At 70.7% G+C, this 25,465-nt stretch carries 26 protein-coding genes; 16 read left to right on the plus strand and 10 right to left on the minus strand.

What is annotated here, in order from left to right; all coding sequences use genetic code 11:
- Positions 1 to 22: 22 nt before the first annotated feature.
- The 7 genes from pcaH to OG329_RS00480 all read left to right on the plus strand — a co-directional run bounded on the left by pcaH (position 23) and on the right by OG329_RS00480 (position 8,004).
- Entirely contained in the window at positions 23 to 787 is a 765-nt protein-coding gene (gene pcaH / locus OG329_RS00450) for a protocatechuate 3,4-dioxygenase subunit beta (protein WP_405791633.1), read from the plus strand.
- A 5-nt stretch (positions 788 to 792) separates the two neighbouring features.
- Positions 793 to 1,344, plus strand: a complete 552-nt coding sequence (pcaG, locus tag OG329_RS00455) for a protocatechuate 3,4-dioxygenase subunit alpha (protein ID WP_405791634.1) — start codon at positions 793 to 795, stop codon at positions 1,342 to 1,344.
- Between the two features lie 5 nt (positions 1,345 to 1,349).
- Positions 1,350 to 2,705 (plus strand): 3-carboxy-cis,cis-muconate cycloisomerase, encoded by a 1,356-nt coding sequence (gene pcaB, locus OG329_RS00460; protein ID WP_405791636.1) that lies wholly within the window; start codon positions 1,350 to 1,352, stop codon positions 2,703 to 2,705.
- Positions 2,702 to 3,877: a 3-oxoadipate enol-lactonase gene (pcaD, locus tag OG329_RS00465; RefSeq protein WP_405791638.1), complete on the plus strand. Its 1,176-nt coding sequence runs from the start codon at positions 2,702 to 2,704 to the stop codon at positions 3,875 to 3,877. Before pcaB ends, pcaD begins: the two co-directional genes overlap by 4 nt.
- A 161-nt stretch (positions 3,878 to 4,038) precedes the next feature.
- A complete protein-coding gene (locus OG329_RS00470) occupies positions 4,039 to 6,123 on the plus strand; it encodes a neutral/alkaline ceramidase (protein ID WP_405791640.1) in 2,085 nt (694 codons plus the stop codon).
- Between the two features lie 177 nt (positions 6,124 to 6,300).
- Positions 6,301 to 7,173: a DMT family transporter gene (locus OG329_RS00475; protein ID WP_405791642.1), complete on the plus strand. Its 873-nt coding sequence runs from the start codon at positions 6,301 to 6,303 to the stop codon at positions 7,171 to 7,173.
- A 39-nt stretch (positions 7,174 to 7,212) separates the two neighbouring features.
- Entirely contained in the window at positions 7,213 to 8,004 is a 792-nt protein-coding gene (locus OG329_RS00480; protein WP_405791643.1) for an inositol monophosphatase family protein, read from the plus strand.
- A gap of 27 nt (positions 8,005 to 8,031) precedes the next feature.
- Here OG329_RS00480 and OG329_RS00485 read toward each other — a convergent pair whose 3' ends face one another.
- Complete coding sequence (locus OG329_RS00485) at positions 8,032 to 8,247, minus strand: hypothetical protein (RefSeq protein ID WP_405791645.1); 216 nt, start codon at positions 8,245 to 8,247, stop codon at positions 8,032 to 8,034.
- 188 nt (positions 8,248 to 8,435) lie between these two features.
- Entirely contained in the window at positions 8,436 to 8,969 is a 534-nt protein-coding gene (locus OG329_RS00490; protein WP_405791647.1) for a kinase, read from the minus strand.
- Positions 8,970 to 9,128: 159 nt separating this feature from the next.
- On the opposite strand from OG329_RS00490, the gene OG329_RS00495 reads away from it, so the two are divergent.
- Entirely contained in the window at positions 9,129 to 9,524 is a 396-nt protein-coding gene (locus OG329_RS00495) for a DUF6086 family protein (RefSeq protein WP_405791648.1), read from the plus strand.
- A 49-nt stretch (positions 9,525 to 9,573) separates the two neighbouring features.
- Here the strand turns inward: OG329_RS00495 and OG329_RS00500 are convergent, their stop codons facing one another.
- Positions 9,574 to 9,813, minus strand: a complete 240-nt coding sequence (locus OG329_RS00500) for a DUF2630 family protein (protein WP_405791650.1) — start codon at positions 9,811 to 9,813, stop codon at positions 9,574 to 9,576.
- A 67-nt stretch (positions 9,814 to 9,880) separates the two neighbouring features.
- Positions 9,881 to 10,732 carry an aldo/keto reductase gene (locus OG329_RS00505; RefSeq protein ID WP_405791652.1) on the minus strand — a complete coding sequence of 284 codons (852 nt, stop codon included), beginning with the start codon at positions 10,730 to 10,732 and terminating at the stop codon, positions 9,881 to 9,883.
- Between the two features lie 266 nt (positions 10,733 to 10,998).
- Here OG329_RS00505 and OG329_RS00510 point away from each other — a divergent pair, with 266 nt between their 5' ends.
- The 3 genes from OG329_RS00510 (at position 10,999) to OG329_RS00520 (ending at position 13,728) form a co-directional block, all read left to right on the plus strand.
- A complete protein-coding gene (locus OG329_RS00510) occupies positions 10,999 to 12,171 on the plus strand; it encodes a hypothetical protein (protein ID WP_405791654.1) in 1,173 nt (390 codons plus the stop codon).
- Between the two features lie 5 nt (positions 12,172 to 12,176).
- A complete protein-coding gene (locus OG329_RS00515) occupies positions 12,177 to 12,851 on the plus strand; it encodes a DUF1796 family putative cysteine peptidase (RefSeq protein ID WP_405791655.1) in 675 nt (224 codons plus the stop codon).
- Between the two features lie 85 nt (positions 12,852 to 12,936).
- A complete protein-coding gene (locus OG329_RS00520; protein WP_405791657.1) occupies positions 12,937 to 13,728 on the plus strand; it encodes a PIG-L deacetylase family protein in 792 nt (263 codons plus the stop codon).
- Between the two features lie 52 nt (positions 13,729 to 13,780).
- Here OG329_RS00520 and OG329_RS00525 read toward each other — a convergent pair whose 3' ends face one another.
- Complete coding sequence (locus tag OG329_RS00525; RefSeq protein ID WP_405791659.1) at positions 13,781 to 14,728, minus strand: MHYT domain-containing protein; 948 nt, start codon at positions 14,726 to 14,728, stop codon at positions 13,781 to 13,783.
- 440 nt (positions 14,729 to 15,168) lie between these two features.
- On the opposite strand from OG329_RS00525, the gene OG329_RS00530 reads away from it, so the two are divergent.
- From OG329_RS00530 to OG329_RS00545, 4 genes are all read left to right on the plus strand, one after another.
- The gene (locus OG329_RS00530; RefSeq protein WP_405791661.1) at positions 15,169 to 16,377 is read left to right on the plus strand and encodes an ROK family protein; all 1,209 of its coding nucleotides are present in this window, start codon (positions 15,169 to 15,171) and stop codon (positions 16,375 to 16,377) included.
- Between the two features lie 335 nt (positions 16,378 to 16,712).
- The gene (locus OG329_RS00535; RefSeq protein ID WP_405791663.1) at positions 16,713 to 16,907 is read left to right on the plus strand and encodes a lasso RiPP family leader peptide-containing protein; all 195 of its coding nucleotides are present in this window, start codon (positions 16,713 to 16,715) and stop codon (positions 16,905 to 16,907) included.
- A 9-nt stretch (positions 16,908 to 16,916) separates the two neighbouring features.
- Positions 16,917 to 18,860: an asparagine synthase-related protein gene (locus tag OG329_RS00540; RefSeq protein ID WP_405791665.1), complete on the plus strand. Its 1,944-nt coding sequence runs from the start codon at positions 16,917 to 16,919 to the stop codon at positions 18,858 to 18,860.
- A 4-nt stretch (positions 18,861 to 18,864) separates the two neighbouring features.
- Positions 18,865 to 19,635 carry a lasso peptide biosynthesis B2 protein gene (locus tag OG329_RS00545; RefSeq protein WP_405791667.1) on the plus strand — a complete coding sequence of 257 codons (771 nt, stop codon included), beginning with the start codon at positions 18,865 to 18,867 and terminating at the stop codon, positions 19,633 to 19,635.
- Positions 19,636 to 19,845: 210 nt separating this feature from the next.
- On the opposite strand, the gene OG329_RS00550 is transcribed toward OG329_RS00545, so the two are convergent.
- The 5 genes from OG329_RS00550 to OG329_RS00570 all read right to left on the minus strand — a co-directional run bounded on the left by OG329_RS00550 (position 19,846) and on the right by OG329_RS00570 (position 23,958).
- Positions 19,846 to 19,989, minus strand: a complete 144-nt coding sequence (locus OG329_RS00550) for a hypothetical protein (protein WP_405791669.1) — start codon at positions 19,987 to 19,989, stop codon at positions 19,846 to 19,848.
- A 470-nt stretch (positions 19,990 to 20,459) separates the two neighbouring features.
- On the minus strand, positions 20,460 to 21,158 hold the full coding sequence (locus OG329_RS00555; RefSeq protein ID WP_405791671.1) for a TetR/AcrR family transcriptional regulator: 699 nt from the start codon (positions 21,156 to 21,158) through the stop codon (positions 20,460 to 20,462).
- The gene (locus tag OG329_RS00560; protein ID WP_405791673.1) at positions 21,155 to 21,835 is read right to left on the minus strand and encodes a DUF4166 domain-containing protein; all 681 of its coding nucleotides are present in this window, start codon (positions 21,833 to 21,835) and stop codon (positions 21,155 to 21,157) included. Before OG329_RS00560 ends, OG329_RS00555 begins: the two co-directional genes overlap by 4 nt.
- Positions 21,832 to 22,611 carry a hypothetical protein gene (locus tag OG329_RS00565; RefSeq protein ID WP_405791674.1) on the minus strand — a complete coding sequence of 260 codons (780 nt, stop codon included), beginning with the start codon at positions 22,609 to 22,611 and terminating at the stop codon, positions 21,832 to 21,834. The genes OG329_RS00560 and OG329_RS00565 overlap by 4 nt, the downstream gene beginning before the upstream one ends.
- 249 nt (positions 22,612 to 22,860) lie before the next feature.
- Positions 22,861 to 23,958: an N-acetylmuramoyl-L-alanine amidase gene (locus OG329_RS00570; RefSeq protein WP_405791676.1), complete on the minus strand. Its 1,098-nt coding sequence runs from the start codon at positions 23,956 to 23,958 to the stop codon at positions 22,861 to 22,863.
- A 469-nt stretch (positions 23,959 to 24,427) separates the two neighbouring features.
- Here OG329_RS00570 and OG329_RS00575 point away from each other — a divergent pair, with 469 nt between their 5' ends.
- The gene (locus OG329_RS00575) at positions 24,428 to 25,336 is read left to right on the plus strand and encodes a hypothetical protein (RefSeq protein ID WP_405791677.1); all 909 of its coding nucleotides are present in this window, start codon (positions 24,428 to 24,430) and stop codon (positions 25,334 to 25,336) included.
- The last annotated feature ends 129 nt before the right edge of the window (positions 25,337 to 25,465 follow it).

A 25,465-nucleotide genomic window follows, 5' to 3' on the forward strand; every position in this document is an offset into this window, starting at 1 on the left:
GACACCGCTAGGGAGCCTTGAGATGACCAACGAGCCCCTGCCCGACGGCCTGAGCCAGCGGGACATCGACACGGAGATCGCCCGCATCCACGCCGTGGCGGCCGGCGGTGAACACCACCCGCCACGTGACTTCCCGCCGTACCGCAGCAGTCACTTCCGTCATCCGCACCAGCCCCTGATACCGGTGCGCGATCCCGAAGCGGTCGAACTGTCCGGCCCCGCCTTCGGTGTCACCGACGTGACCGCGCTGGACCACGACCTGACCCGGCAGCACCCCGGAGAGCCACTGGGCGAGCGCATCACCGTCAGCGGACGCGTCCAGGACCGCTCGGGTCGTCCGGTACGCGGCCAGCTCGTCGAGCTGTGGCAGGCGAACGCCTCCGGGCGGTACGCGCACCAACTCGACAGGCACCCGGCGCCGCTCGACCCCAACTTCACCGGATTCGGGCGGTGTCTGACCGACGACGAGGGCCGCTACCACTTCACGACGATCAAGCCCGGGGCCTATCCGTGGCGCAACCATGTGAACGCCTGGCGCCCGGCCCATATCCACTTCTCCCTCTTCGGGACCGCTTTCACGCAGCGCCTGGTCACCCAGATGTACTTTCCCGGCGACCCGCTGTTCGCGCACGACCCGGTGCTCCAGTCCGTCACCGACCCGAGCGCCCGCGACCGTCTCGTCTCCGTTTACGACCACGCTCTGTCCACCCCGGAGTGGTCCCTCGGATATCGCTGGGACATCGTCCTCGACGGACCGTCCGCCACCTGGACCGAGGAAGGCCACTGATACCGATGACGACGAACCCCACCCCCTCCCAGACCGTCGGGCCTTTCTACGGTTACGCCCTGCCCTTCCCCGGCGGCGGCGAGGTGGCCCCCGTCGGCCACCCCGACACCATCACGCTGCACGGATACGTGTACGACGGCGAAGGCAGGCCCGTACCGGACGCGCTTGTCGAGTCCTGGCAGCCGGATCCCGGGGGCAGTCGCGCGGGCAGGCCCGGATCACTGCGTGGTGACCCCGTCACCGGCCGGCCGGCCGGGCGCGACGGCGTGGCCTTCACCGGATTCGGCCGCGTGGCCACCGACGCCGACGGCCACTGGGCCATCCGCACCCTGCCACCAGGCGCGGTCTCCTACATCAGCCTCGTGGTCTTCGCCAGGGGCCTGCTCCACCATCTGCACACCCGCGCCTATCTGACGGACACGCCCGGGGACCCGCTCCTGGACTCCCTCCCGGCGGCCCGGCGCCCGACACTGATCGCCCACCCCGAACCGCACCGTGGCTACCGCTTCGACGTCCGCTTGCAGGGCGACGGCGAGACGGTCTTTCTGGAGTTCTGATCCCCATGGAGTACGACAGCGATGCCGGGCTGCTCGCCCCCGGGCGGGTGGGATCCCCGGCCGAGACCGCCACGTCCGACGCCGCCTTTCTGCGGGCGATGCTCGACGCGGAGGCGGCGCTCACGCGCGCTCAGGCGGCCTGCGGTCTCGCTCCGGCGCAGGCGGCGCGCGCGGTGACCGAGGCGGCGGGCTCGGACCGTTTCGATGTACGGGACGTGGCCCGGCGCGCGCGTGCGGGCGGCAATCCGGTGATTCCGCTGGTGGCGGATCTGACGGCCGCCGTGCCCGGGGCCGCCGCGGACCATGTCCACCGCGGGGCCACCAGCCAGGACATCCTCGACACCGCGGCGATGCTGGTCGCGTCGAGAACACTGCCGCTCGTCCTGGCCGACCTCGAACGGAGCTGCGCCGCGCTGGAGCGGATCGCGCGGGAGCACCGGGACACCGTCATGCCGGGCCGGACCCTCACCCAGCACGCGGTGCCCACGACCTTCGGTCTGAAGGTGGCCGGCTGGCGGTCGCTGCTGCTCGACGCGCGCGATCGCCTCACGACCGTCCATGCGTCGCTTCCCGCCCAACTCGGGGGCGCGGCAGGCACATTGGCGGCCCTCGGCGCGTGGGCGGCGACCGGCGAGGACGTGGGACCGCGGGTGCTGACCGCCTTCGCGCGAGAAACCGGGCTGAGCGAACCGCCGCTGCCCTGGCACACATTGCGTACACCGGTGGCCGATCTCGCGGGCGCGCTCGCCTTCACCGCCGGGGCCCTCGGCAAGACGGCGGCCGACGTCCTCGTCCTGACCCGGACCGAGATCGGCGAGGTGAGCGAGGGGGACGCGGGCGGCTCCTCCGCCATGCCGCACAAGACCAACCCCGTACGCGCCACGCTCATCGCGTCGGCCGCGCGCCGGGCGCCCGCGCTCGCGAGCGTGCTGTACGGGTCGATGGCGGCGGAGGACGAACGGCCGGCGGGCGCCTGGCACGCCGAATGGGAGTCGCTGCGTGATCTGTTGCGGCTGGTGGGCGGTGCGGCCCGGGACTGCGTCCAACTCGCGGAAGGGCTGCGGATTCATCCGTACCGCATGCGTGAACATCTCGACCACACCGATGGGTTGATCGTCTCGGAACGTCTGGCCGCCGCTCTCGGTGTCCGGTTGGGCCGCGCGCGTGCGGCGAAGCTGCTGAGATCGGCCGCCGAAAGGGCGCGTACCGAAGCCGAAAGCCTCCAGGACGTACTGGCCGACCCTGACCTCCTCGCCGACCTGCCGGAGCTGGCCGGACTCGTGACGGACGAACTCCTCGACCCCACCCGGTACACCGGCTCCGCCGGCGTCCTCACCGACCGCGCACTGGAGCGCCGATGAACGACAGCACGCTGTACCACCGAGCCGAAGGCGCTCCCGGCGCTCCCCCGCTTCTGCTCGGCCCGTCCCTCGGCACCTCCACCGCCCTGTGGGACGCGGTGGCGCCCGAACTGTCGGCCTCCCACCGGGTCGTACGGTGGGATCTGCCCGGCCACGGCCGCTCCGGCGCGGGCCTCGTCCGGCCGGGCGCGAGCGTCGCCGACCTCGCCGCCCTGGTCCTGGATCTCGCCGACTCGCTGCGCGTCGGCCGCTTCTCCTACGCGGGTGTCTCGCTCGGCGGCGCGGTGGGCCTGTGGCTGGCCGTCCACCGTCCCGAGCGGATCGACCGGCTGGCGGTGATCTGCTCGTCGGCGCACTTCGGCGACGGCGGACCCTGGCGGGAGCGGGCGGCGCTGGTGCGGCGGGAGGGGATGGGGCAGGTCGCAGCGGCGGCGGCCGGCCGCTGGTTCACCCCCGGTTTCACGGTCCCCCGTCTCCTGGACGACCTGCGGAACACGAACCCCGAGTCGTACGCGGCCTGTTGCGACGCCCTGGCGTCGTACGACGTGCGTGACCGACTGCCGGCGATCACCGCGCCGACCCTGGTGATCGCGGGCCGCGAGGACCCGGTCACCCCGCCCGTCCACGCACGGGAGATCGCCGACGCGATCCCCGGTGCCACGCTCAACGAGTTGGCCCACACCCCGCATCTCGCCCCGGCGGAGCGGCCTCGTGAGGTCCTTGCCGCGCTGCGGGCCCACTTCCCGGCTGGTCCGGACGTGGGGTCAGGGTCCGGGTCCGGGTCCGGCTCCGGGTCAGGGTCAGGGATGACGGTGCGGCGCGAAGTTCTGGGCGACGCCCATGTGGACGCCGCCCAGGCGCGGACGACGCGATTCACCGAACGCTTCCAGGGCTTCATCACCCGGTACGCCTGGGGCGAGATCTGGACCGATCCCACGCTCTCGCGCCGGGAGCGGAGCCTGATCACTCTGACGGCGCTGGTCGCCCACAACCACCACGCCGAACTGGCCATGCACGTCAGAGCTGCGCTGCGCAACGGGCTCACCTCCGAGGAGATCGGCGCCGTGCTGCTCCAGACGGCGGTGTACTGCGGCGTACCCGCGGCGAACGCGGCGTTCGGGATCGCGCAACAGGTGGTGGCCGAGGCGGAAGCGGAGGCGGAAGCGGAGTGATCGGCGTCCCCGGGGGCGAGGCTGACGACGGAGTGACGGTCGGCGGGTCGGCGGGCCGCCCGCGTCCATCACGTACTGGCCGGTAGAGATCTATGCGCGGCAGGGCACGCGCCTCTACCGTCGGGGCACCGTCGCGCGCCGTTCGCCGCCCAGGAGGTCTCATGTCACCCCCCACCGCACGCCGTTCCAGAAGCAGACTCGCCGTCCTGGCACTCGTCGCAGCCCTCGGAGCGGCCTCGTTCACCGCCCCTCCCCCGGCCGTCGCCTCCGGGGCCGTCGCCGCCGACGCGGCCGACGCGGCCGACGACGGGGACTACCTCGTCGGGCGCGGTATCGCCGACGTCACGGGCGAGGCCGCCGAGACCGGGATGATGGGCTACTCGAGCTTCGACCAGAAGACGTCCGGCATCCATCAGCGGCAGAGGTCGCGCGCGTTCGTCGTCGCCGACCGGTCGACCGGCAAGCGCGTGGTGTACGTCAACGCCGACCTCGCGATGATCTTCCAGTCCGTGCAGCAGGGCGTCATCTCACGCCTCAAGGAGCGCTACGGCAGCCTGTACGGCGACGAGAACGTCCTGCTGTCCGCCACCCACACCCACTCCGGGCCCGGCGGCTACTCCCACAACGTCGCGTACAACCTCTCCGTCCTCGGCTTCCAGAGCGCCACCTACCGGGCCATCGTCGACGGCATCGTCGAGTCCGTCGTCAAGGCACACGACGATCTGAGGCCCGGCACCATCAGCCTGGGCACCGGCACACTCACCAACGCCAGTGTCAACCGCTCCCGGACCGCCTTCGACCGCAATCCGGCCGCCGACCGGGCGGCCTTCCCCGGCGGCATCGACCCCGCCATGACCGTGCTGCGGTTCCGGCAGGGCGACAAGGACGCGGGCGCGATCAGTTGGTTCGCCACCCACAACACCTCGATCACCAACGAGAACACGCTCATCAGCCCCGACAACAAGGGCTACGCCTCCTACGCCTGGGAACACGACCTGGAGGGCGTGCGCTATCTCGACAACACACCGGGCTTCGTCGCCGCCTTCCCCAACACCAACGCCGGCGACATGTCCCCCAACCTCAATCTGAAGCCCGGATCGGGCCCGACCGAGGACGAGTTCGAGAACGCGCGCGTCATCGGTGAGCGCCAGCTCGACAAGGCCCGCGAGATCTACCAGGACGCGAAGCCCATCAGCGGCGGTGTCGACTCCCGCCTCGCGTACGTCGACATGGAGAACGTGACGGTGGACGGGGCGTACACCCCGGACGGGAAGGAACACCGCACCTGTCCCGCCGTCGTGGGCGCGTCCACGCTCGCGGGCAGCGTCGAGGACGGTCCGGCGATCCCCGGCTTCGAGGAGGGCATGCGCACGCCGGTCGCCTCCATCATCGAAGCACTCCAGATCGACACCCCCGCCTGGCTCGCGACCTGCCAGTACCCGAAGGCGAGCCTGATCCCCACCGGTCTGCTCAGCAACCTCTACCCGGTCACCCCGAAGATCCTTCCCCTGCAGATCATGAAGATCGGCGAGCTGCATCTCGTCGCCGGTCCGGGCGAGTTCACCATCACCGCCGGGCTCCGTGTCCGCCGTACCGTGGCGGAGCAGCTCGGTGTCCCGCTCGACCGGGTGCTGCTCCAGGGGTACGCCAACTCCTACAGCCAGTACGCGACGACACCGGAGGAGTACGACAGCCAGCAGTACGAGGGCGGCTCCACGCTCTACGGCCGCTACACGCTGCCCGCCTACCAGCAGGAGTACGCACGGGTCGCGGAGTCCCTGCGCGAGGGCACCGCGCTCGACCGGGGTACGGCGCCGCCGGACGAGTCGGGCCGGCAGTTCAGCTTCCAGACGGGTGTCGTGTACGACAACCCGCCGCCCAGCAGCGCGTTCGGTGCCGTACTGACCCCGCCGGACGCGTCGTACACCCGCGGCCGGACCGCGACCGTCGAGTTCGCCACCGGACACCCGAAGAACAACCTCCGTCGGGGCGGCACCTTCCTGGAGGTACAGCGGCTGGTCGACGGGAAGTGGGAGCGGGTGCTCGACGACGGCGACTGGCGGACCACGTACCGGTGGACACGTCTCAACGGTCTCACCGGCACGTCGAAGGCCACGATCACCTGGGACATCGGCGCGGACACCGCTCCCGGCAGCTACCGGATCGTGCACCACGGCGACTCGAAGAACCTCTTCGGGAAGATCACCCCGTTCACGGGGGCGTCCCCGACGTTCACGGTGAGCTGAGAACCGTGGCTACCGGGCCGGTGGTGTACTTCTTCTTCCGCCGCCGGCCCGGTAGCGGGGTGCGGGGGCGGCGGGATCCGTCCGGCGGCGCGCGCGGGTAACCCGTTCGGCCCCCGGGCGGGCGCATCGCCGCGAGGAGAGCGGCCCCGGCGCAACGCCACCGCGCATGATGAGCCGGTGATCAGTGTCCTGTTCGCCGTGCTGACCTCGATCAGCAACGGCTCCGCCAACGTGCTCCAGCGGCGCGCCGCGGCCACCGTGCCCCAATCCAATTCCATGCACCTGTCGCTGATCGGGCATCTGCTCCGGCAGCCCGTCTGGCTCGCGGGTATCGGGCTGGTGATCGTCGCGGCGCTCTGCCAGGCGGTGGCGCTGGCGACCGGGCCCATCGCCGTCGTACAGCCGATCTTCGTCATCGAGCTGCCCATGACCCTGCTGATCGCGAGCTACGTCTTCCGTTCCCGGCTGCCGCGCCGGGCCTGGTACGGCGTGGCAGCGGTGACCTTCGGTCTCGCGGTGGGCCTCGGTTCGGCCGCGCCCACCGGTGGCACCGAGACCGTGCCGGGTCTCTCCTGGATCCCGGCGCTGATCGTGACCGGGATCTTCGAGGCCGTGGTGGTCGCCGTCGCGCTCCGGACCCGGAAGAACGCGCGGGCCGCGCTGCTGGGACTCGCGGCGGCCTGCGCGTACGCCCTGACCGCCGCGCTTCTCAAGGACGCCGTGGCCCGGCTCGGGGGCGGGTCGGGGATCGCCGTGTTCTTCGCGTCCTGGCAGTTGTACGCCACCGCGGCCGCCGGAATCGGCGCGCTGTTCCTCCTCCAGAACGCCCTCCAGGCCGGCTCCCTGGTCGCGTCCCAGCCGATGCTGACACTCGGCGACGCGCTGATCAGCATCACCTACGGGGTGACGCTGTTCGGCGAGAGCATCCGCACCGGCTGGTGGTTGCTGCCCGAACTCATCGCGCTCGCCCTCATCACCGCCGGCTGCTTCGAACTGGCCCGTTCTCCCCTGGCGGCGGGCATCTCCCCGCCCAAGCCGCGCACCCGCTGACTTCGCGGAAGTGCTCCGGCCATCGATATCCTGCCGGACATGACCAACTCGTATACGGGCCTTGACGATGCCGGGGTCGCGACCGCCGCGGCGAGCGCCGGCGCGGACGTTGTGCGCGCCATGTACGGCCGGCCCCTCAGCCGTATCGACAAGGGCGGCGGGGACTTCGCCACCGCCGCCGACGTGGCGGCCGAGAAGGCGATCCTCGACATCATCCGTGCCGCCCGGCCCGATGACGCCGTCCTGGGCGAAGAGGGCGGGCAGCAGGGTGGCGCGGACGCGGCGCGCCAGTGGTTGGTGGATCCCCTGTGCGGCACGCTGAACTACGCCGTCGGCACCATGGCGGTGGCGGTCAACGTGGCGCTGCGCGGCGGTGCGGCGGCGGTGGCGGACCCGTTCAGCGGCGAGATCTTCTTCACCGACGGTGAGACGGCCCGGGTGCGGCACGACGGTGCGGACGCCCTGTTGGCGCCGACGCCCGCGACCCACCTGGTGGACGTGAACCTGGACCCGCCGTTTCCCCAAGTGCCCGCATTCCGCGCCGTGGACCTGTTGGCCCACCCCGGATTCGCCGAACGGTTCCGGCCCCGGGTCGTCTCGACGTCGCTCGCGCTGGCCTGGGTCGCCGCCGGCAGACGCGCGGCATACGTCACCACCGGCGCCGACCTGTCCGGGAGCGTCCATTTCGCCGCCGGAATCGCCCTGTGCCGGGCCGCCGGCTGTGTGGTCACCGGCATCGACGGCACCCCGGTCGGACAGGGCGGCCACGGCCTCGTCGCGGCGGCCGACGACGAGACCCACCAACTGCTGATGTCGATGACGCGCGGCTGAGGCCCGCCGCCCCGTGTCGCGGGATTGTCAGGTGGCGCGCGCGGGCGCAGGCCGGTCGAAGAGGTTCAATTCGTCGTCGTCCGGGGCTCCGAAATGCTCCGCGTACTCCGCGAGCATGCCGGGGGTGACCGGGACGGTCCCCCAAGCGCCTTCCACGGCCGACGTCGTCTTTCCCGAGCCGGGAAGGCCACAGACAAGGATCAACACCGGCCGGGCCGACAACATCACCACCACCGTCTCCATCCACGATTCAGCTCTGAGTGCCGGTACTGACGATGTGGAGCGGTTCAGCGTGGCGGGCCCAGGACGACCCGACCGTACATGCCGGGCAGCGGCGCGCAGGTACGTCCCCATTCGGGCGGTGCCCAGCACGCACGCGTCATGGGACAGCGCTGGGACAGCGCTCCCGTCGCTCCCGCACACGTCAACTGTCAGTCATGCGGGGCGAGTCGGACGAGGCCGGTGTCGAGCATGATGCGATCGACTGTGTCGGCCAGTGTGCTCCCGGCGCCGATGACACTCTCGGCACCGTCGGGCAGGAGATCCAGCGGCCTGAACCAGTCGCGCAGCTCCCTCTCGCCGTACTCGCCCGCCTGGGGCTTGGTCGCATGCCGGACCAGGGTCTGTTCGAAGGGGACATCCAGGTAGTAGCCGTGTGTCGGGCCACGATGGTCCGCGCGCAGCCCGCTGAGCATGGGGCCGTAGTGATCGGCGTAGAGGATGCCCTCGACCACGACGTGGTAGCCGGCGTCGAGTGAGTACCGGGCGACGGCGTCGATCAGGCCGATGTTCGCCGCGCCGGGCCGGTCGCGTTCGCGGAGAACGACACGCCGGAGATTGTCCTGACCGACCAACGCCAGCCCACGGCCGAATCGTTCCCGGATCGCCGCCGCGACCGTCGACTTGCCCGAGGCGCTGTTGCCCCGCAGGACGACGAGCCGGGTCTGCGCAGTGCCCACCCTCATCCGCGTCACCCTAGGCCGTGTCTTCAAAGTCCCGCCTGGCCCGCGATGGCTTCGTTCGTGTTCAGCGGTTCCGGCTCACTTTCCGTGGAGGGCCGACCGACCGTAATGTCGCCCCTTTATGACCGGCAGTGAGAGGCTGATGCGAGCCAGTACTACGACTTGGGCGACCAAACCCTGTGGAATCCGTCCGACGGAGCGTCCCGGCTGTTCATGAGCCAGGTCAGCGTCTATCAAGCTGAAGTGGGTCTGCCATCCGGCATCGGCCCCATGGAAGCTGACGAGTGTCAGATCGACCCCATCGCATTCGCCGTGTTCGTCGACGCACTGCTCGCCTGGCACAGCGAAACCAGGCACGCCGTCATGGCCACCCTGTCCGAAGGGTTCGTCGCCACCGTGCTGGCCTTGGCCGAGAAAGCCAAGATCGAGGTGAACTGGCAGGCGGCCGAGAGCGCCGAGAGCCGCTGTCTCAAGGCGGCTACGGATCCCCATGCGAAGGAGTGGACAGCCGCGCTGCGGCAGAAGTCACGCGCGCTCACCCGGCACATGGCGACCTGAGGACCTTCTGCCAGGCACCTGAATCCACGTCGTACGTCGCGAACACCCCTCATTGCTCGTACGACTCGACCTCGGCGACCGGTCGTGGTACGACGCGGTCCGGGTCCTCGCCGCTGTCCGCGCCCGCCCTACGTCGGCGCAGCAGGTCCCAGCACTGGTCGAGCCGCTGTTCAAGGTCCTGGAGCCGGGCGCGTTCCGCCGCGCTGAGGCCCTTGCCGGGGGCCTGTTCGCGCAGCCGGTGTTCCTCCGCGACCAGGGTGTCGATCGTCCGCAGAATGTCGTCCGCCATCACTGCCTCCGCTGTTGTGGGCCGCCGACGAGCCGATGGGCGGCGCCGGTTCGTCCGGTGTCGCCCATCACAGCATCTCCAGCGGTACCGGGCCCCGCACGGGCGGGAACGCCGCGTCGAGGGTGGCGAGGTCGTCGTCGGTCAGGGTGAGTGTGAGCGCGGCGTGGTTGGCGCGCACGTGTTCCGGCCGGCCCGCCCGGGGGATCGCGATGACGCCGCTGCGGCGCAGGACCCAGGCCAGGGCCACTTGGGCCGCCGTGACCCGGTGGCGGCGGGCGACGGCTTCGAGTGCCGGGGCGGTGAGCAGCCGTCCTTGCTCGACCGGGGAGTACGCCATGACCGGCAGGCCGCGCTCCTGGCACCGGGGCAGCAGGTCGTACTCGATGCCGCGCCGGGCCGGGTTGTACAGGACCTGGTTCGTGGCGACGGCGTCGCCGCCCGGCACCCCGGCCAGTTCCCGTAGATCGGCGGGGTCGAAGTTGCTGACGCCCCAGTGGCGGATCTTGCCCGCGCGGAGCAGTTCGCCGAACGCGGTGATCGTCTCCTCCAGGGGAACGGAGCCGCGCCAGTGCAACAGGTAGAGGTCGATGCGATCGGTCCGCAGACGCTTCAGACTGCGTTCACAGGCGTTGACGGTCTCCACGCGGTCCGCGTTGTACGGCAGGACTTTCGTCACCAGGAACGCCTCATCGCGCCGGGCGGCAAGCGTCTCCCCGATCAGTTCCTCCGCGGCGCCCTGCCCGTACATTTCGGCCGTGTCGACAAGGGTCATGCCCAGATCCAGCCCCAGCAGCAGGGACTGTTTCTCGCTCCCCCGGCGCGCCGGGTCCTGTGCCCAGCCCCATGTGCCCTGTCCCAGCACGGGAACGTGCTCTCCCGTGGGCAGCGGAACAGTGCGCACGTCGTGTGTCGGTCCCATCGCGGGGCCGCTCCTCTCGCTCGAACCGTCCCGGCGCGGTGTCCCCGCTGTCCACCCGCTCCACGCCGCGGGTCTTGCGTCTCCTTCCAGGCTCTCACCGGGGCGCCCCCTGTCAACCGCGACGGAAACCGCGACAGCGGCCACCGCGGCTTCGCCGGAAAGGCCGAGACATGACCTTCGGCGGGTCGGTCCCTTGCACCCCACAGTGGTCTAGACCTAACGTGTGCTGCTCGCGGCCCGCCCGTTACGTACAGAGGACCGATCCTGTGATCGACATCGTTGTTGTACTCCGTGCCGAAGACGCCGTACTCGACTTCCTGACCGTTCTCGCCGACGGAGAGGCCGCCCTCGTCCTCGCCGATCACGGCCGGACGCTCACCTTCCCCGCCACCCAGGGCCCGGCCGAACGGCTCGCCCGGATCGGCGGGCAGGTGCGTCCGGCCGACGACCGGGCCGGAGTGTCCGGGCCGCACTCCCTCGCGGAGCTGGTACGCGAGGCCGGCGGCGACCGCGACGCGCGCGTATGGACGCACTCGCCGGCCGACAACCGGCGCAGCCGGGGGCGGGTCGGCCGGGACACGGCGATCGGCTGCGCGGACCGCGATGTGCGGCACGCCGTCGGCTACTCGCCGTATCTCCAGGTCGTGAGCGACTTCGACCGCCCGCTGGACCGTGAACTCATCGCCGCGAAGCTCGACTTCGTCAACCGGGCGTGCGAGCACCTGCTCACGGCGCCCTCGCCGGAGTACGTCGTCCAGACGCCCCGTATACCGGCGACCGAGCGCTTCTTCCACGCCGACGCAGGCGGCGACGAGCGCGAACGGCTGTTCGCCCTGCTCGCGAGCCTGGACGACGAGGCCGCGTCCATCCCGGATCCCTGGGAGTTCGGCAGTTCGCCGTACGAGAAGGACCGGCTGGACGCGACCGCGGCGTGGGTGTTGGGCCACCGTGCCGCGACCGGCGGGTCGCTGGTCGAAGTGGGCGCGTGCGAAGGTGCCCTGACGCACCGTCTGGTGGCGGCGGGCTGCGCCGTTCACGCCACCGAGCCCAATTCGCTGTTCAGGAAGCGCCTGAAGGAGGCCGTGGGCGGTACGGACAGCGCCCGGGTCTCCTCCACCGATCTCGCGGAACTCGCGGAACTCGCGGAACTCGGCGAAGGCGCCCAGCCCCGCGCAGGAGCCCATCTGCTCATCGAGATGCTCTACTACGGCCAGGACCTCGACCTCCTGGACCGCCTCCCCACCGACCGCCTCTTCCTCGCCCTCGAACCGGACGCCATGGACAACCGCGTACGGCCCTGGCTCGCCACGTCGGCGACCTGGCAGGAGGTGGAGAGCGTCCACCTCGTCCCGCCACGCGTCGAAACCGTCTGCGCGGGCCGCGCCTATCTCATCAAACGCGGCAGCGACGGGCTCCTGCTGCGACGCACCGCCGGCTGAACGCCATGACGGCACACACGAATCCCGCCGTTCCGGCCCACGGAACCGGCGAGGCCGACGCGTACGACGTATGCGTCGGGCTCGGCTACCACTGCGAAACGACCTACCAGCTCCGCCGCATCACCGGAATCGACTCGGCGCACTTCTTCGACTGGCTGGACCTCGAACTGGAGTCGGTGGTCGAGGCCATCGCCGAAGACTTCGGCCACGTACTGCGTCCGGGGCAGGTGGAACCGTTCAGCGACGGGCTCTGCGCCCTCGACCGCGGCTCGGACATCCGCTTCTTCCACGATTTCCGGCCGGCCGCGGGGCGATTCCTCACGCAGGACGACATCGATCGCCAACTCGAAGGCGTCAGAGCCAAGTTCACCGCACTCGCGCAACGCTGGCGCGCGCTCGCCGCCTCCCCGGCGCGTGTGCTCTACGTCCATCACGACGCCTTCGACGAGAGCACCGCGAGGGACTTGAACAGGCTGCGTCAGGTGATCGCCACCGCTCACCCCGGGCAGCGGTTCGCACTGCTGTGGCTGCGCCGTACGCCGCCCGCCGATCCTGCGGCACTCTCCCCGGGAATCACCTGGGGAACGGTCGCGGAGGCCCCCGGCCGCTGGGAGGGCGACGATGCGCGGTGGGACGAGGCGTTCAGCGCCGTACACCTGTCGCCCGGCCCCCGGCCGTGACGCGTGGCCGACCTTAGCCGTAGCTTCGACACCCTGAGAACCCGATCCTGTTGGCCTACGACACACCCCGAGGAGACACACCTCAATGACACGTACAGCGCCCGGCACCGTGATCCTCTCGCCGCACTTCGACGACGCCGCGCTCTCGCTCGCCGGGCTCATCGACCGATTCCCCGGCCCTGTCACCGTCGTGACCGTGCACGGCGGCGAGCCCGCCGCGCACCATCCGGTGTCCTGGTGGGACAGCGTCTGCGGGTTCTCCACCGCGCGGGAGGCGTACCGCGCGCGGCGCGTGGAGGACGCGCGGGCCTGCGAGCTGATGGGGGTCGAGAGCGTCACCCTGGACCATCCCGACGGCCCCTACATCGACGGCGCCGAGCTGACGGGCATCGACGCCTATCTGGCCGAACTGCCGTCGGAGACGGTGCTGTTGATACCCGTCGGCACCAACCAGGCGGACCACACGAAGGTTCGCGACCGGGCGCTGACGGTCGCCGGGAAGCTGGGCCGCCCGATGCCGTTGTTCTACGCGGACCTCCCCTACACCGGCCATCTGGACGAATGGGGGTCCGCCGGTGTCGATGACGCGCTCGGCCGCAGCCGGAAGTACGGCCTCGAGTTCCAGGATTTGAGGGACCGTCATCATCTGCGTGTCGAACACGAAATCACACTGACGGACCCTCAATGGGCCCTGAAACGTGAGGCCGTGCAGTGCTACAGCTCCCAACTCGCGCCGCTGTCCACGGCTCACGGCTTGGTGCTCGCGCGCAACGGGCCGCTGCGTGCCGAGCGCGTCTGGGCGGTGGAGCCGGCGGCCGGGAACCCGGAGGAGGCCGCGGACCAGGCCGGGGATCCGGCGGGGACCACGGACGTCTGACCGGGTACGGGGCCGGCGCGCCGGCCGTTCGCAGCAGGCGTCGTGCGCGCCGTCACCAGTGCTGCGAACGTGTGGGGTCCTGGCCGGGCGGCCGGGTGCCGGTGTCGCGGCTCGCCGTTCCCGTCCAGGCCGGCGGACCGGGCACCGGGTGCCCGCCGCCCGTCGTACCAGGCATGCCCGGCACGTCAGGCGTGTCGAGCGCGTCCGGCCGGCCCGGACGGGTCGACTCGCGCTTCGTCGCCGGAGTTTCGTTCCACTCGCCGTCCCCGAGGACCAGAAGCGGGTCGAACATGACGACCACCGCGGCCAGCAGGAGGAAGACGAGCGGCCCCAGCAGCATCGGCAGCATGATCGACGGCAGCGAGTCGCCCGAGACCCCCGTGCGCGCCGCGCCGCCGGCGAGGTGCACACTCATCGCCGCCATGCCCGTGTAGTGCATTCCGGTCACGGCCGCGCCCATGATGAGGCTCGCGACCAGGCTGGGGAAGAACCCCCGGACGGACACCGCCGCCCACAGCGCGGCGGTCGCGGCGACCACCGCGATCGCCACGGAGAGGGCCACGATCGTGGTGTCGTAGTGGAGTTGGCCCTCCAGCCGCATGCCCGCCATGCCCAGGTAGTGCATCGCCGCGACCCCCAGGCCGGTGATGACTCCGGCGGTGATCAGGACGGGCGGGGAGCTGCCCCGGTAGCCCACGACGAAAACACCGACGCTGACCACGAGAACCGCCACGACGAGGCTGGCCACGGTGAGCGGGACGTCGTAACTGATCGGCGTCTGCCGGACTTTGAAGCCCATCATCGCGATGAAGTGCATCGTCCAGACGCCGCAGCCGATGGACGCCGCCCCGAGCGACAACCACCCCGGCCTGAAGGACTGTTCCGCGCGCAGCGAGCGGGTGACACAGCGCAGTCCCAACGCGCTCCCGAAGCAGGCCATCACAGAAGCCGCGATCGGCGTGATGACCCCGTAGCTGAACCCGTCGACCGTGCCTTGCATGTGCAGCGCTCCCTGTTCATCACACCTGTGGAGACGATGTGTAGACGCTCGCATGGCTGAATTGCAACCCTCGTGACCGAAAAGGCATGAACGTCGGCGTACAAATACCCCGTAGCCGCCGATAGTTACCCCTACTCGGCCAGGCGCCCGGCGATCGGTCGAGGAAGCCGGCCACCAAGCCGATGTCGCCGTCCTCGGCGAGGGTGGCCATGCCGAAGCCCCACTGTCGTGGGTCGGGCCCCGACCGTGCGCGGTGCCTGTGCGCTGCCTGCACGCCCCTTGGGCAACATCCGTCACATTGGCCGCAGTTGATTCACGACCGGCCTCTCACACCGCTACTTTCTTTTGAAGAGAAGCCTCATTCAAATTGAAGATCACCATGCTAATCTGCGGGCCCCGGACGACACGATGAAATCGTCCTCGCCGGGAATGGGGAGGAAATGGTTCAGTTACGCGACCATCTCGGTCCGGCTGTCGGAGTCAAACAGATCAATCGCAAGCGCGTTCTGCTCGCCGTAATGATCAAGGCGGACACCCAGGCCGGTCTGAGCCGGCGCACCTCTCTCTCCGGCGGCACGGTCTCGGCCATCGTGCGGGAAATGGCCGCGGAGGGCACGCTCCTGATCGAGAAGAACGAGAACGGGGCCCGCGGCTCGCTCGTCCGGCTGTGCCGGACGTCGTCCGTCGCAGTCGGGGTGCACATCGGGTTCAACCACACCCGCGTCGTCGCCCGGCGGCTCGACCAGGGATTCAACGACCTCCATCCCGGCACCTCCTCGGACATCGGCGCCAACAGCGGGCTGGACAGGGTCCTGCCGGAGATCCGGCAGATGGTGGAAGCGGCGGTCCGTCACACGGGCGGAGGCCGCGACAGCGACATCATCTCCCTCGGCGTGGCCGTACCGCGCATGATCGATCCCCGGACGGGCGGGTTCACCAGCCCCGTACTGCCGCCCTGGCACACGGAGGACGACCTCGCGACGAGACTGCGCGAGACGCTGGACCTCACGACGGTCGTCCTGGACAACGACGCCAACCTCGGGGCTCTGGCCGAGCAGACGTTCGGCACGGACGAGGGGCTGGAGACCGTCGTCTATGTGAAGGTCTCCACCGGCGTCGGCGCCGGGCTCATCATCGGCAACAGCATGGTCCGCGGGCACCGCGGGATGGCGGGCGAGATCGGGCACAGCGTCATGGACCCGCGTGGTGCCGTGTGCCGGTGCGGCGGGCGCGGCTGTCTGGAGACGATCATCGGCGCGGATTCGCTTGTGCGCCAGGTACGTGACGCGTTGACCGGCAGCTCCGTGGATCTGCCGGACTCCCTGCGGTCGGTGATCGACCGGGCGCACGCGCAGGACGTGGTCTGCGTCCGGGTCCTTCAGGACGCGGGCCGCCGGCTCGGTCAGGCGCTCGCGCAGGTGTGCAACATGCTCAATCCGAATCTCATCGTGCTCGGCGGCCGGCTGGAGGCGGCGAGCGATCTCGTCCTCGGTCCCTGCCAGGAATCCCTGCTCCGGTACTCACTGCGCGGTGCCGCCGACGCGGTCCTGCGCAAGAGTTCGCTGGGGCAGTTGACCGAGGCGCACGGGGCGCTGGTGCTGGGACTCCGGTCGTACGACAGGGACGGCGAGGCCCAGCCCGCCGCATGACGACATGAACTCCGGCGGCCTCTCCCGCGCCGCCGGAGCGTCGAATCGAACGTCGCGCCCGCCGTGCGCGTACGGATTCCCGCAATTCAGCGAACGGTGTGCGTCAACTTCCCTGAAAGCGCTCTCCGTCGCGTCTCGGAGAGTTGCCGGGGTATTCGGAAACGGGTTTTGGACAGATACCCTGAAGAGATGTCATCGTGTGCGTGCGCCTTGTTCACCGACTGACATCAGAGGGCATTGTCCTGGATAAAATCGAGTACGGCGCGGCACTGTTTCCCTGTCCGGTCGAGTTACCCGCCGGCGCACTTCTCTGACGTACACCCGAGGTGGATGACATGACGACGTCGCAAAGAGGCCACGAGTACTCGCCCGGCGGATCCGCCGAACTCACGGTGAATCCGACCGACTTGGCGGACGACGGCATGCGCTACGAACCTCCTGTGGTCGTCGATCTCGGCTCCGTGCGGGACGTGACGCTGGGAAGCTCCACCAGCGGGACGGCAGACGCCAATTCTCAGTACTACTGGTAGGACCGTCCCGTGCGAAATGGACCGGCACAGGGCACAGACACGTCCGCGTCCGCCTCCGCGTCCACCGCGCCGTCGCGGGCGCCGGAACTGACCGGCGTCTTCCCCTCATCGGCGGGCGACGCGCGGGACGGCGCGGGACCGGCCGTCGCCCTCCGGGTCCAAGGCCCGTGGCGGGACGGCGAGTTACGTAGGATCGACGGCCCCGGAGGGTCGGTCGTCGTGCTCGGTCAGTGCCTGGCCGACGACGACCGATTGCGGCGTACGGCGCTGCGCGCCCTCGCGTCCGGCCGGTCCGAGGAATTGACCCGGCTGCCGGGCAGCTACCTCAGCCTGGTGATCCGTGACGACGAGCTGACCGCCTGCGTGGACGCGGCGGGCCAGTATCCGCTGTTCTTCCGGGACACCGGCGCCCGCTTCGTATTCGGGACCCGGCCCGTGTCGGTGGCCGACGCGGCCGGCGTGGAGCGACGGCCCGACACGGCGGTCCTCGCCGCCGGGATCTTCTGTCCGGCGGCCCCCGCGCTGACCGGCGACCGCTCCGTCGTCGCCGGCGTCAGCAGGCTGGGCGGCGGGCAGGCGCTGCGCCGTACAGCGCGCGGCGTGCTCCAACGGTGGGTGCACGAACCGCTGGAGACCGACCCCCGGGCGTCGTTCGCGCAGGGCGCCGACGCGTTGCGTGACGCGCTGGAGACGGCGGTTCGGCTACGGGTGGCGAACGGACAGCCGGTGAGCGCCGACTTCAGCGGCGGTCTGGACTCCACCTCGCTCGCCTTTCTGACGCTGCGTCACCGACCGGGCCCGCTGGCGGTGACGACGTACCACGGTGCCGCGTCGGCCTGTGACGACCTCGTCCATGCCGAGCGCTTCGCGCGGCTCGACCCACGTCTGCGCATGGAGGTCGTGACCGGCACCCGCCGCACTTTGACGTATCAGGAACTCACCGGCCCTTGCGGCCACGCGGGCGGTGACAGCGGTGAGCCGGACTCCGCGGCGGTGGCCATGGCCCGCACCCGGCTCCGGCTGGCCCAGGTCGCACGGCTTCACGCCGGAAACGCCGGAAGCACCGGAAGCACCCGAGGCAACGGACACAGCGCAGGCACGGCAGGCATCGCAGGTGTGCATCTCGGGGGCGAGGGCGGGGACGCGCTGCTCGTCGCACCGCCCGGCTACCTCGGCGCGCTCGCCAGGCCCGGGACACTGCGCGCACTGGCGAGGGACAGCCGGGTGCTGGCCCGTGCGCGGCACGAGGCGCCGTTCACCGTGGCGGTACGAGCGGTGCGGCTGTCCCGTACGCCCCTGGCGACCGCCCTGCGGCGACTGGCGGACGGGTTGGAGCGAGGAGGCGCGGCGCGTGACATCGACTGGCTGGACGCCGTCGACTGGTGGCCCGCGCCCGGCCCGGAGACCGGCTGGCTGACCCGCGCCGCGAGCGGGGAACTGGCCGGGCTCGCACGACAGGCGGCGCGGACCGTTCCACACGCCTCCGGTAGGCGAGCGGGCGATCTCACCGCGCTGGACAGCCTCCGTACGTCCGGCGCCGTTCAGCGTCAACTGTCGGAAACGGCACGGCCGTTCGGCGTATGGCCGCAGGCGCCGTTCCTCGACACCGACGTCGTCCGCGCCTGCGCCGCGCTGCCCGCGCACCTGCGCGCCGCACCACCCGCGTTCAAACCGCTGCTCGGTGCGGCGCTGGGGGATCTGGTGCCCGCGCCCGTCCTGGCCCGACGGACCAAGGGTGACTACGGCGACGAGGACTACCAGGGCGCCCGCGCCTGCGCCCGGGAACTGCGCGGCATGCTTCTCGACTCCCGCCTCGCGGAACTGGGAGTCGTGGAACCGTCGGCCGTCACCGCCGCGCTCGACCGGGCGCTGATGGGCCTGCGGGCGCCGTTCCCCGTACTGAACCGCCTGCTGGCCGCGGAGATCTGGCTCAGGAACACCACATGGAACTGACCTCATGGAACTGACCTCACCGACACCACTGACTCCACCGACGCCGAGGAGCGAGCTGCCCATGGCCGGCTTCCACATCCCCGAGCATGTGCACGAGAGCAGCGCGCCGCACGGCGGGACGGTGCTTCTCGACGCCCGCACCGGACAGTGGTACGCGATGAACGCCACCGCGTGCGCGCTGTGGTCCGAGTGGCGCCTCAGCGGGGACTTCGATGCGGGCGTACGCACTGTGGCGGCCCGGTTTCCCCCGGCGCTCGGTGAGCGAGTACGCGCGGACGCCGGTCAACTGGCCGGCGTACTGCTCCAGCGCGGTCTCGTCAGTGCGGCGCCGCACCAGGACCGGCCCGCGCGGGCCACCCGCGCGGCGAGACGGGACGGCCGCGGGTCGTCGGCCGCTCCTCGCCATGAGCGGGCCGCCGCGACGGCCGGTCTCCTGATCGCCCTGTGTCTGCTGCGGCTGCCCTTCGCCGTCACCGTGCGCGCGGTGTCGGCCCTCACCTCACGGTGCCCACGCCGCGCCACACACGCTCAGGCGGCGGACGCCGTCACCCTGGTGCGACAGGTCGCCCGGCTGCACCCCGGACGCGTCGCCTGTCTTGAACTGTCACTGGCGGCCACCGTCAGGCTGGCGCTGGCCGGGCTCAGCGTGGAGTGGTGTCTGGGCAGCGCCGACGACCCGTTCCGATTTCACGCGTGGATCGAAGCGGCGGGCCGCCCGGTGGCCCTTCCGTCCGACGGCGCTCCCACCGACTTCCGTAAGGTCTTCACCGTGTAATGGGTTCGACGGGCCGGAAGAAGACCGACAGTCTTCAAATTCTCCATTGTCGGCGGGAAATCTGGAATCTACCGGCCGGTTTCCTGAGATATTCCGCGCAAGCTGTTCTACACAGCGCATTGTCGCGGTACGCTCACTTCTGCGGACAGCAAGAAGGGGGCCGCCGCGGGCGAACGCGACGACCCCCTCCATGGGGAGTACTGCGGGGCACTACCCGGCCAGCGCACCGATGGACGAGATGTCGGCGCCGCTCACCAGAACCAGCACCAGGATGATCACGACAATGATCGTCCTGACATCGGCCCACCGCACGTCATAGGCGCCGTGGACCTTCATACGGAAACTGCAGTGCACGATGTCCTCTTTCTGGGGTCGCTGCTTGTGAAGGCGTTCGCAAGCAGGTTGTCGGCATCTTCGAAAATCGATGCCCTACAGGCAGTCTGGGCTCCCGTAAATGGAATAACAAGGCCCTTTGGCACAAGGGAAGATTCCCTGCACAGCCCATTTTCGCGAGAATTCATCGGTCCGATGCGGCCGGGAATTCGAATTGAACGCGGAATGGGCGGCGCGGCCCCCGGTTCGTCACGATTCACCGGCTCCCGGCGTATCTGACGCGACGTCACCGTCATGGGCACGGTCCCGGCTCACCGACCGTCCGGCACCCGCGCCCGGCCACCGGGACCGCCGCCCGTCCCGCGCGCTTCGCCCGGTGCGACATCGGTTCGAAGCCGCCTGGACGACGGCGCGTCGGCCCACCGTCGAATCGACAGCCCGGCGAGGCTGTGACGGGCACGGCGGCCCGCGAAAAGAATCTTGCGACCGGCTCAGTTCTGGGCGGTGTGCCGCAGTCGGCGCCGTACCGCGCGCTGGGCCAGCGGGCCCAACTCGTCCAGGACCGAGGCGAGTACGGCCAGTTGCTCCAGTGCGTCGAGCGCCTGTCCCGCGCCTTCCTGGTCGACACCCTCGTACAGCTCAAGGCCGACGAAGGACGCGGCGACCGCGCGGGCGAGGCCCGCCGAGTCGGTGAGACCGGCGATCGGGGTACCGGCCAGCACACGCCCCAGGACCTTCTCGATCTCGTCGATCCACAGTTGCAGGCCGCGCCGGGCCGCGGTGGCGAGGCGGGGCTGGGTCTGCGCTCCGGCGAGCAGTTGGCCGAGGACGGCGACATGGCCGGTGGCCCGCTCCTCGGCGTGCATCTCCCGTCCGAACCGGAGGAGTTCGGCGAGCGAGGTGACGGCGGCGAGGCGGGCGCGGTGGCGGGAGACCCGCTGCTCGGCGCCGTGTTGGCAGGCGGCGGCGAGGAGTTCGTCCACGGAGCCGAAGTGGTAGAAGACCAGGCCCTGGTTGACGCCCGCGGCGGCGGCGATCGTACGGGCGGAGGTGCGGGCGATGCCCTGTTCGGTGAGCGTGCGCAGCGCTCCCTCCAGCAGCTTGGTCCTGGTGTCGCGGCTGCGGCTGTCCTTGCTCCTGGTGTCCGCGGCACGCGGGCCGGCACCCTCGGAATCCGACGCGTCGCTCATGCGCGGGCCTCTTCCCGTAGCGGACGCAGCCCGGCGCGCAGCCCGTACGAGGACACGGGCACGTACGTGGCGGCGAAAGCCCCGTCGTACCCGAAGATCGGGCCGAAGCGCCGGTTGGTCACACGTACGCGGATACGGAAGCAGCCGGCCGCGTCGTCGTAGGACTCCCGCACCTCGGCGTCACCGCCGATGAGTTCCGGCACGCGCAGGTCCACCGGCCCTTCACGGAAACGGTGTTGGCCCGACCGGATCAGCAGGGAACCATCGGGTTCGACGGTCGGGTGCAGATCGCTGGCAAGGTGCTGGTGCGTGCCGAGATAGTCAAGGACGCAGTCGCGCTCGGGGCTGTAGATCATGGTGGCGTCGAACCGGCGGTCACCGCCCGTCAGCGCGAAGGTCCGTACGAAGGTGACGGTCTCGCGGCCGTAGGCGTCGGTGTAGGGGACGTTCTCGATGGTGAACGGGATGCGGCGGCCGGTGCGCGGGACGAGGATGTTGCGGGCGGCGCCGAGCGCGAGGAACGGCTTGACGAAGGGACGGCCATGCCAGATTCGGTCCATCACGCCGCGCCCGACGCAGACCTCGCCGCTGTCGAGACCGACAGAGAAGCGCCGTCGCAACTGGGGGTGGAGCCGGTCGAAGTCCTCGCCCATGGCGCGGCGGAAGATCGAGGTCACGGGCGCTCCAGTGTGGCGAGAAGGGCGGGGACGGCCTGAGCTGACGGCGCCGATGCCTGTGCTGTCGGGCCTCCTGGCGGCGTACGCAGACAGCGCCGGGCGGCCGGGGTGTGGGGCAGCGGGGGCAGGAGAAGCAGCAGGGCGGCCAGCACGAGCGCGACGACCACGGGCAGGGCCCACGCCGCCGCCCCGTCCGCCGGGCCCGCCCCGCCGTCGCCGTACGGCGCGAGCGCGGCGAACACGCCCGGCACGGCGAGCAGCCGGGCGGTCAACTCAGCCGCCCCGTAGGCAAGGGATCGCGCCGGGCTCACTCCGTGCTCGCACCAGAGCCGCAGCCGGTCGAAGGACCACGCCGTCGCCCACCCCATCAGCGGCCGGAACGCCCACCGGTCGGCGACGGCGCCCAACCGTCCCCAGCGGGGGCGGTAGTCGTATCCGGTGAGGAAGCGGACGCCGTCGGGGGTGGGCACGTAGCGCCAGTAACCGCTGCCCTCCGCAAGGAGGGAGAGAGGGTGCGGCGAGGCGAACCTCAGTACGGAGACGCGGCGTCCGTCCGCCCCGCCACTCTCCCCCGCGCTGACGCCGGTGCCGGAGACGGTGAGGAAGGGCAGCACCCGGACCGCGTAACGGAACCGCTGCGGCTCACCGGCCGGGCGCGGCAGGTAGTCGATCTCCGAGAAGCGCAGGTCCCACCGCTGGTGGTGCGCCGGATCCTGGGTCCGCTCCCAGAGCGTGTCCATGTCCGTACGGATGCGTGTCTCTACGTACAGGCCCATTCCGTCCCCCTGATCCGCCCCGGCCACCCCTGGCCCAGTCGCTGTTGAGCGACCGCTCAACTGAAAATAGCAGGACTTTGAGCAGTCGCTCAACAGCGAGATACGAGGGTCACATACTTGGCCCGTGCCCCCGGCTTGACGCTCCTCGGCGTCCTCCGTAAAGAGGCTTCGGCGGCAGGAGGTGACTCCTGCCGCCGAAGTGTCGTGCGGGGCGCGGCCCGTGAGTGCCGGGAGCCCTTGGGTGGACCGTCAGGCCAGCAGGTGCTTCCAGTCCGTCGCGGTGAGTACGCCTGCCGAGTGGGCCCGGTCCGCGCCCGCGCGGTGCAGCGTGGTCACCGCCTTCTCGATGTCGGCGTTGTCGGCCGCCCTGACCGTCGGCGTGATCAGCGGCCAGATGTCGGAGCCGAGGTAGCCGGTCTCGTCCTTACGGTTGCGGACCATGGCCGCGCAGGTGTGCTTCTCCACGTTGTGCACGTCGGCCAGCGTGACCACCGCGCGCTTCGTGGCCGCGCCGAAGACCCCGTCCACCGGTACGTCTTCGAAGCCCCGGGCGCGCAGGAGGTACTGCGCGGCACGCACCTGCGGGCCCGCGGCCCCCGGCCGCAGCAGCGGCCAGACGGAGGGCCGGTCGGCGGGCGCGACGCCCAGTGCCCCGGCGACGGCGTCGCGCAGCTCCTGGAGCCTGCCGTAGAGCACACCGCCGGGGCATTCGGTGGAGTTGAAGTCGCGGTGGCCCATGATGTCGGTGACGGGGCGCCCGTACCGGGCGGCGATCCAGGCGACGAGCTGGACGAGGGAGTCCCACAGCGCGGCCGGTACGTCGACCTCCGTATAGAGACCTTCGTTCTCGATACCGATGACCTCGCTGTTGCGGCCGCCGACGTTGGCGCCCTGTACGTGCCGCGTACCACCGCGTACGACCTCGAGGCTCCGGTGCCGGCCCTCGAGGACGTAGCCGCCGCGCGAGTTGGTGAACTGCTGGCCCGAATCGCTCCAACCCTGGCCGTCCATATGGAAGTTCTGGATCGAACGGCAGATCTCCATGGCGTGTTCCAGCGAGTAGTCCTCGCTGTTGCCGGGCTCGGCGGTGTGGTGCACGACGATGTAGGTCGGCACCCGGTCGAGCACGACGATCGGCTGGCTCGGGGACCGTGCGCCCCATTCGGTGGTGCTGTAGATACGCGGCTCGGGGGCGGCGAGCGATGAACGGGCCGCCGGGTGGCGGCCGGCGCGCACCGGCGCGGCGTTCACGGGTCCGGCGGCGGTAAGTCCGAGCGCGCCGACGGCCGTGGCGGTCAGACCGCCTCTCAGTACCGTACGACGGCCGGGTCCTTGCTGGGCATCCATGTCGATCTCCTTGGGAAGTGGGGGGGAACGATCTCCCGGGTTCAACGACAACAGGCACGTCGCGCAACACGAGCACGCCACTCCGGTGGGGCGGAGTCGGTGCGCGTCCACGATGCACGACGTATCAAGACAAGCAATTCCCGCATGTCCTCGACAACCCTGTCAGGCAACCTGTTTGACGCTCTTTCGGCTCACTGACACCGCGCGCGTTCGCGAATCGCCCGCGGGCCGACCAATTACCCTCGGCCGCCTTCGCTCGCACCAATGGCAGAAGCCGGAAGGGCGGTCGTGCCGCTGCTGCCGCGTACGGCGTCTGACGCTGTCTTAGGCAGAACGGGGGAATTCTCGGAGTCTGTGTCTGACCGCGTATCACGGGGCGGTCGGATCACACGATGATCGCGTTTCATGGCGCAGAGAAACGCGGGCGGATGAGGACGGACCGTCTGCCAACGCCTACGAAAGGCTCGACATGCCCCTCCTCCCCCGCGCTCTCCACCGCGCCAGAGGCGCCCTGGCCCTCACCTCGCTCTGTACCTGCCTGCTTCTCACCGGATGCGCGCCGCAGGAACCCGCGCCGGGCGACGGACAGCGGACCAAGACCCGGGCGGCACAGTCCGAGTCGGAGCAGAGCCGGATCGCGGAGAGCAAGTCGTCGGAAGGCGGGCCGACAAAGGGGCTGGCGACCGGGGATGAGCCGGCGGACGGACGGCCCGAGCGCCGTCAGGGTTCGCAGGACGGGGCGGCGGCCCGTGGCGTCGCCGGTGCGCCGGTGGAGGCGTCGCTGGTGCGCGAGATCCCCGGTCTTGGCCCGGTCACCCGCGCCCGTGTCCCCGTCTCCGCCCGCCAGGCGCTCGTCGTCACCGGCGAGGGCCGGAACTCGCCGCTCTCCGGAGTCGTGCTGTACGAGCGGAACGCGGACACCGGCTGGCAGCCCGTCACCAACCGCTGGCCCGCGCAGAACGCGCTGCGCGGCTGGACCCATGACCACCAGGCTGCCGACCTGCGGTCACCGATCGGCGTCTTCACACTCGGCGACGCCGGCGGCCGGCTGCCCGACCCCGGGGGCCGGCTCCCCTACGACGAGGACAGCGCCTTCCAGTCCCCCGGCACCGGCTTCCTGGGCGAGCCGCTGGAGGGCTCCTTCGACTACGTGGTGGCCATCGACTACAACCGCACGCCGGGAACCACGCCGCTGGACAGGGACCGGCCCCTCGGCCTCGAGAAGGGCGGCGGCGTCTGGATCCACGTCGACCACAAGGGGCCCACTCAGGCCTGCGTCTCGCTGTCGAGGACGCACATGGTCGAACTCCTGCGCCTGCTGGACCCGGCGAAGCGGCCGGTGATCGTGATGGGGGACGGCGAGGCGCTTCGCGACTGACACCGCTGACACCGCTGGCCCGTTGACCGGCCGAGGCCACTGACGGGGCCTTGCCGACGAGGGCGGAATGGCGACAGGGTGTGTGCCACCAACACCGGCAAGCACTCCCCCCACGAGTCGTCCGAGGTG

Source organism: Streptomyces sp. NBC_01506, from assembly GCF_045040295.1.
Classification (GTDB): domain Bacteria; phylum Actinomycetota; class Actinomycetes; order Streptomycetales; family Streptomycetaceae; genus Streptomyces.